This window comes from Nitrosomonas sp. Nm166, from assembly GCF_900112825.1.
In the GTDB taxonomy this organism is placed as follows: Bacteria; Pseudomonadota; Gammaproteobacteria; order Burkholderiales; family Nitrosomonadaceae; genus Nitrosomonas.
In genome coordinates this window covers 1-6,394 of the sequence record NZ_FONE01000074.1, presented here as the reverse complement: position 1 = coordinate 6,394, position 6,394 = coordinate 1, and the positions used below count along the sequence as shown (strand labels likewise).

At 45.2% G+C, this 6,394-nt stretch carries 5 protein-coding genes and 3 pseudogenes; 3 read left to right on the top strand and 5 right to left on the bottom strand.

The window, feature by feature from the left end; all coding sequences use genetic code 11:
- Positions 1-337 precede the first annotated feature (337 nt).
- The 5 genes and pseudogenes from BM021_RS16670 to BM021_RS14255 all read right to left on the bottom strand — a co-directional run.
- Positions 338-454 (bottom strand): annotated as a pseudogene (locus tag BM021_RS16670) (IS630 family transposase); the annotation flags it as partial.
- A gap of 26 nt (positions 455-480) precedes the next feature.
- A pseudogene (locus BM021_RS14270) lies at positions 481-1,518 on the bottom strand (IS630 family transposase).
- Positions 1,519-1,827: 309 nt separating this feature from the next.
- The gene (locus BM021_RS14265) at positions 1,828-2,415 is read right to left on the bottom strand and encodes a hypothetical protein (RefSeq protein ID WP_090721664.1); all 588 of its coding nucleotides are present in this window, start codon (positions 2,413-2,415) and stop codon (positions 1,828-1,830) included.
- Positions 2,416-2,567: 152 nt separating this feature from the next.
- Positions 2,568-3,621 (bottom strand): annotated as a pseudogene (locus tag BM021_RS14260) (transposase).
- Positions 3,622-3,978: 357 nt separating this feature from the next.
- Complete coding sequence (locus tag BM021_RS14255) at positions 3,979-4,983, bottom strand: hypothetical protein (RefSeq protein WP_090721663.1); 1,005 nt, start codon at positions 4,981-4,983, stop codon at positions 3,979-3,981.
- Positions 4,984-5,101: 118 nt separating this feature from the next.
- Here BM021_RS14255 and BM021_RS15815 point away from each other — a divergent pair, with 118 nt between their 5' ends.
- From BM021_RS15815 to BM021_RS15805, 3 genes are all read left to right on the top strand, one after another.
- The gene (locus BM021_RS15815; protein WP_218147879.1) at positions 5,102-5,257 is read left to right on the top strand and encodes a DUF4372 domain-containing protein; all 156 of its coding nucleotides are present in this window, start codon (positions 5,102-5,104) and stop codon (positions 5,255-5,257) included.
- Positions 5,258-5,304: 47 nt separating this feature from the next.
- Positions 5,305-5,586: a hypothetical protein gene (locus BM021_RS15810; protein ID WP_218147878.1), complete on the top strand. Its 282-nt coding sequence runs from the start codon at positions 5,305-5,307 to the stop codon at positions 5,584-5,586.
- Positions 5,587-5,920: 334 nt separating this feature from the next.
- Positions 5,921-6,154 (top strand): transposase, encoded by a 234-nt coding sequence (locus tag BM021_RS15805; RefSeq protein WP_256207949.1) that lies wholly within the window; start codon positions 5,921-5,923, stop codon positions 6,152-6,154.
- The last annotated feature ends 240 nt before the right edge of the window (positions 6,155-6,394 follow it).

Sequence of the window (6,394 nt, the reverse complement as noted above, 5' to 3'; positions counted from 1 at the left end):
TCTTTCATAACCGTGCCTTCGATAGTTTGGATGCGCTTGAGATACATCTGGAGAGCGCGCTAAAAAGCCTCGAATCAAACCAGGAAACTATGCGCAGCATTACCGGATGGGATTGGATTATTAATGCTGTTCCTAAATAGAATTGGAATAAGAGAAAAATTAGGATAAAATGTCGTGGTCAGCTGAAGTTGTTTTCATCACAGATTATGCATCGTGCTCGATTGTCCTTGATTAATTCTACTTTGTCAGATTAATCCAAAATCATTTTTCGCCTAATAGAAGACTGTTTAGCACTGAGTCTCCTCTGATGCCGCTTATGAATAATTTCAGCTAGTGTCTAATTGCGTAAATTAGCTATTGTATTTTTTATTTGGCTACCTTTAACTTCGGGCCGACGCCATTTAAACGGCCGGGCATTCTGGTTATGATGAGCGATAAATGCTTCTGTTGCTTCCTTTATTGCTCCGGCCCTGTGAAGTATTAAGCGGCATAGCGAACCCGACGATCCTGGAAGTAGCCGATCACCCGTTCAGGGTTTTGCTCAAGCATCTTCATATGGTTGCTCGCAGCGTCGCGTAACCTGGCCTTGGTTCTGAGCGGTACGCGCTTGCCCATTTCCTGCTTCAAATCCGCGTTGAGCCTTTCTTCGGGGTTGAGTTCCGGGCTGTAACTGGGCAGGTAGAACAGTTCAATTTGCGCTCTCCGTTCGGCCACCCACGCCTTTACCAGCTTGCTGTGATGTACGCGCAAGTTGTCCAGAATCAGGAAGATTTTTTTGTCCGCATCCTTGATCAAGGCTTGCAAAAACTCAATCAGCTTTTCGGTGTTAAAGGCTTCGTCAATGATCATCCAGCGCGTCTTGCCCTGACTGGTCACCGTGGCAATCATCGAGAGCTTTTAGCGGGTGCCGCCAATCGCCATTGCTACAGGCGTTTTGCCTGCTGGTGCATAGCTCCTGCCACGTACGTCCGTGTTGATCAGCGCAGTCTCGTCACCCCAGTGAATTTCAGCGCCTTCTCGCTTGGCGCGCTGCTCGATGACGGGGAATTCGCCTTGCAGCCAGGCTTGCACCGCTGCCGGATTTTGTTCGTACGCACGTTTGATCGGCTTTTGGGGCGTGAAGCCCCAGCGTGCAAGGTACTTGCCGATGCTGCGCACTTGCAGTTTAATGCCAAATTCCTGTTCTATGAGTTGGCCCACTGCAGCACGACTCCACAGACTAAAATCCATCTTGAGTTGCTCGGGACGTTTGTCAATGATCATGCGCTGGATGGCCTCTTCCTGCGCTTGGCTGAGCACGCGACCATCGCCTCTGTTGCGCCCGCGCAGCGCCGGGCGAATAGCCGCCCAACCGCCTGCCTCGTACAGATCAATAGTTGCACGCACCGGCGGGTAACTCAGCCCCGTCATCGCCACAATCTGCATTACTTTGATGCCCTTCTTGTGCAATCTCACTACTTGCTTTCGCCTCTCGTGCAGTTGCTGAAGTGTCTGAAATCTTGCGTCTTCTTTATCCATCAGTAATAGATGGGGGTTCATCACAAAATTTAAAGCTTCATTGGGCCGGATCTATAACATTCGTTTCTTGATATTTTTTATGATATTTCTCCTCGTAAGTAACGTGAGTTCGGCATAAAGAAGCGGCCCCGATTAGTTAGACACATCAGGGCCGAAGGTAAGGAGTTATTTCTGTATGATTATCTTTAAGGGTGAGTGCAGTTTTGGCGTGTCTTTCAAAATCCTTTACCAAGCGTCTATTGATATTCAACCTTATTCAGAAGTTTTGAAACAGACTCTTAGAGATAACACCACAAAGTCAGCCGATCATTACTCACTAACTGGTGATTGATTGCTATTGCTTTTGGTCTTATTTACCCCTCTCGCGCTATCTGGTAATTGATCTAGAGTACTTGCAGTAGGTTCGTTGCAGTTTGGATTGCCAGAAGGATATCGGCCGTAACTTAATTTGAAACGTGTATTATTATTAAATACTGTTGGTGCGAATAGGCCAACAACTACAGTATAACGACCTGGAACAAGAGTATTAGCTTCAATGCGTGGAAAAAGGCCTGCACCACTGTCATCGTCCGTCCATACAGATAAATCTGGGCCAACAAAGTGCATTGTTAGATCGCGATTAGCAGGACTGGTTTCGAGTACCTCAATTCGTATACATTCATTACCTGAACTAAAAAATTGGCCAGTCCATGGTGTTGTACTTGCAACTCCAGAAACTGCTTGCTCAGAAAGAATTACTGCTTTGTCGATAATTGCGGCCTGACAATTAGGTGTTGTACAGGTACTTTGAGCTGTATCGGCAAATAATCCTGATGCGTTTGCATTAGCTATGAAAGAAAAAAAAATTATATTAAATATAATAAAATTCTTATATAAGGCTAGGGAAAGCTTATACATAAATTCCTCCTGATTGCTAATTAAAAGAAAAGTAAAACATAACCATACCGATAAGATACTTTAGTAAGGTTAAACAATTATGGCAAAATGAATAAATATTTAAATAAGTAAAAACCTTAGTTTTATCTAAGGAATTTACTTATAAACTGATGTTACGCAGCCTTTAACTTTTGCAACTCAGCATAAGCCTGTTGGGTTGCCTTAATATATAGCTTCGCCCGCAGAGCAAAATGGTTGGCCTTATGCTTGATCTTCAAACATTCCAGCTTAAATACGGCGTAAATGGACATGAACACGTGGTTACATTGCGTGGTTACCGTCCGAGTCGGCGACTTTGCTAGCGCCGCATTGGATTTCAACGACTTGTGAAACTCTTCGACTTTCCACCGTTTTTTGTAGATTGCCGCTACTTGTCCACCTTCGCAGAAGAGGTCACTGCAAACCAGATTCAACGTGTCGGTGCTGCCGTCCTTGTTCGTAAAGACCCCGCACCAAAAGCACTTCCTGATCGAAGCCTTTCAGCCATCCGCGCACTGCCTGCCGATTCGATAACACCAGTTCGTTTATCTTGACGAAATGGCCTTGTTGTTTGTCTTCCAGCGTCAGCGCTACCTGCCGCTTATCCTTCAACGCTGCTACGAAATGCTTGCCTGAACGCAATACCGCTTCAAAGTTCTCTGTCGCTGCGAACCAGATATCGAACAACACATAACGGAATTTGAGTTGGTTGTTCACACATGTCTTGAGCATGTCCCGCAACAACTCATTCTTGGTGACCTCACTGGCGCGCTTGATTTGGTGCGTTTTCACGTCGCAAAATTGCAACGGCTTGCGAATCATTTCGAAAGCCACCGGGATCGATACCTCATCATTGTAATACAGCGCATTCAACAAGTTGATGCCCTTGACCGTCTGCCCTTTGCAATGGTCATAATGCCAGCAAACAACCTCGTTCTCGTCTGTCCAGGCTTTCTCCTGCACCGTATCATCAAAAATCAGATAGCCTTCCTCCTGCTCGATTTGTCGCACTACTGACTTCACTTCCCGCCATAAGTCCTTGGATGTGTATTTTCGTTCCGACAAAAACCGTGTTACTTGATCATGACTCATCTCCCCGTCTAACATGGCCGATAATTCGGTCGCCCTCGCGTAGCCGGTAGTACTGATCAAATAATCCGTGTATAAATCCAAATACTTTGTTTTCATGCCAGGAATGATACGCTATCAGCGTGGGGCTGCGTAACATCAGTGACAAAGTAGAATTAGAAACCAAAAATGGCACAAAACGCGACGTCACGTTATCTAGTGAGGCACTCAGAATACTCGAGCAGGTTAGAACTGATGGGGATTCCTGTTTTTAATCTCTTCGGGTTCAATTCCTCGCCCCTTGGCGCGAAGGCCGGTTGGAAACCGGCTGTTTGAAGAGCGCTGTTAATACCTCGCCGCTTGCGGCTTTATTAAAATAATTGCGAATACAGCAACGCCTGACTTTGTCGGCTTCTCCTTGCCGTATTATTTATATTGTCAGTGACGCGCCTCTGGTTTAAAGGAGGCGCGCTAACTTTATCCAATACTATACAGATCCATATAAGCATAGGTTATGCCGGAGTCTCCAGTAAATTGAAAATTCTCAACTTCACTGACAAATAGATCGGTACCATTATCAGCATTTGTGATATGAACGCCAAATGGACGATCAGAGTCATAGAATTTGTAGTCAACGAAGTGGCCTTCCAGGATCAGCAGATCTTCATTTTTACCACCGAAAATATCGCCACTTCCATTTTGCAGATTAAAGGTGTCATTACCTTTTCCACCATCGATCAAGACATTTTGAATACCTATGTTAACGCCACCACCAGTAACAACAACATTTACAGCATCATTACCTTTTCCACCGTAGATGTAAGCATCTTGAATACCTATCTTGACGGCATCGCCAGCAGTAATGGCATTGACAGCGTCATTACCATCACCTAGATTGAATTCTCCTCCTCTTATCCCAATGGCTGTAGCAGTAGCATGAGCCGTGGCAGAGGCTACTGCATTGGCAAATGCAGTAGCCTCTCCCTTGTCTGTTGATGCGAAGGCTAATGCTAAGGATTCGGCAAATGTCTCAGCAACCGCAAAAACACTAGCTTTACCCATTACAATATCCTTCCCTTCGCCAGTATCAATTTTCCCCAGATTGTCTATTCCCACAACAGTGAGATCAGCTATAGCTTCAGCAACAGCCGTTGCACTGCTTATGGCGGTAGCGCTAGATGTATCATTGGCAATTGCAATAGCTGTAGCCGCGGCAGATGCCACAGCCGACGCACTCGCCTCACCCGATGCGATGCCTTTGACAGTATCCGCCTTTTCGCAAGTTTTTATGATTCCCTGATTCTCAAAACCAATGAGTGTGAGTGAACCAGCGCTAAACGACGAAGCGAAGGCTACAGCGATTGCAATCCCTTCAGATTCGCCAGAAATGTTTACAATTGTTTCAGCAACGGCCTGAGAAGTTGCTTGGACTTCCAATAATCCTTTTGTTTCTCCAATAATTACATCTTTTTTATTTTTCATAATTTATTCCACTACTGTCCGGTGAATAATAAGCCCTTGATAGATAGAGCCTGAGTGAGCTTGGTAATGAATCAAAATTGGTGTTTCGAACAGTAATTTTTGATCCAAGAACTCAAGCATGAAACATATTAACACTGTCATTCATCAGCTGCTCAAACATATTCCCCCTTACCGCTTTGATCAGGTGGCCAAACGTTATGAAGGAGACCGTCGGGTGCGTGCACTGAGCTATTGGACGCAGTTTACCGCACTGATTTATGCCCAATTGACATAAAGGGTTTCACTTCGAGACCTGCAAACGGCTTTTAACAGTCATGCACCATGCCATTTTCACCTGGCGCCACAGCGATTCGCCGCTCCACGCTTGCAGACGCCAACGCACAACGTGCTCCAGGCATCTTTCGAGAAATTATGTTTTGGTTGATTCAGAGACTGCAATGCAGTGCGCTGCCTGCCAATGAAATCGTGCGTTTGATTGACTCCACTACACTGGATCTGAATCTCCATCATTACGCCTGGGCTAATTTCCGCTCCACCAAGGCTGGTGTAAAAATTCATACCGTCTATGACCCTCCGCCAGCATTCCTACTTTCTTTGCCATGAGTGAAGCTCGCGCTCATGATGCAAAGGCCGCGACTTCTCTGCCCTTGGTATCCGCTGCAACTTATGTCTTCGACCGTGCCTATAGTGACTATGATTGGTTTGCGCAGCTCACAAAACAGAACATCCATTTCGTTACACACATGAAGCGTAATACGCTATTCAAAATTGTTTCGTCACAAAGGGTTACTGGCCGCGTATCGGCGGATGAATCCATTCGTTTGACTTCCTCAGCGGGCAATCGATATCCTGGGTGTCTGCGCCGTATCGGCTACACCACAGAAGAAGGAAAACAACTCGTTTTCATCACCAATGACTTCAAGCGCTCTCTCAAGCCATCGCTGATTTGTACAAAATGCGCTGGCGGATCGAACTCTTCTTCAAGTGGATCAAGCAGAATCTCAAGATCAAACGTTTCCTCGGTACCAGCAAGAATGCAGTGCTGATCCAGATCACAGTAGCCATCATTGTTTACTTATTGCTACGCCTGGTTCAACAGTCATTCCCCAATTCCCAATTCTTTATCCATGCAGCAATGGGTTCGACTGATCTGTACCAATATCTTCTCTAAAAAACCCTTGGAATCCCTGGTAACTCCACCACCATCTCATGAAAATATACCATAAATTCATAAGCTTAATATTGATTTTGCTTAACCGGACAGTAATGATCTCAAGCATTGATTCTCCATTTTATTTTTGTGAAGCGGTAGATTTGTATAATAAGTGCAATTTTCTGAGTTGGGTGGTCAGCTGTTATATTTTGACCATTTAACTTGCTAAAGGAAAATGCCAAATGAAGTACAAACAAC

What these genes read in the sequence shown, in the direction of transcription:
- BM021_RS14265 (WP_090721664.1), bottom strand. Translation starts at nt 2,415, where the DNA reads ATGTATAAGCTTTCCCTAGCCTTATATAAGAATTTTATTATATTTAAT.
- BM021_RS14255 (WP_090721663.1), bottom strand. Translation starts at nt 4,983, where the DNA reads ATGAAAAATAAAAAAGATGTAATTATTGGAGAAACAAAAGGATTATTG.
- BM021_RS15815 (WP_218147879.1), top strand. Translation starts at nt 5,102, where the DNA reads ATGAAACATATTAACACTGTCATTCATCAGCTGCTCAAACATATTCCC.
- BM021_RS15810 (WP_218147878.1), top strand. Translation starts at nt 5,305, where the DNA reads ATGCCATTTTCACCTGGCGCCACAGCGATTCGCCGCTCCACGCTTGCA.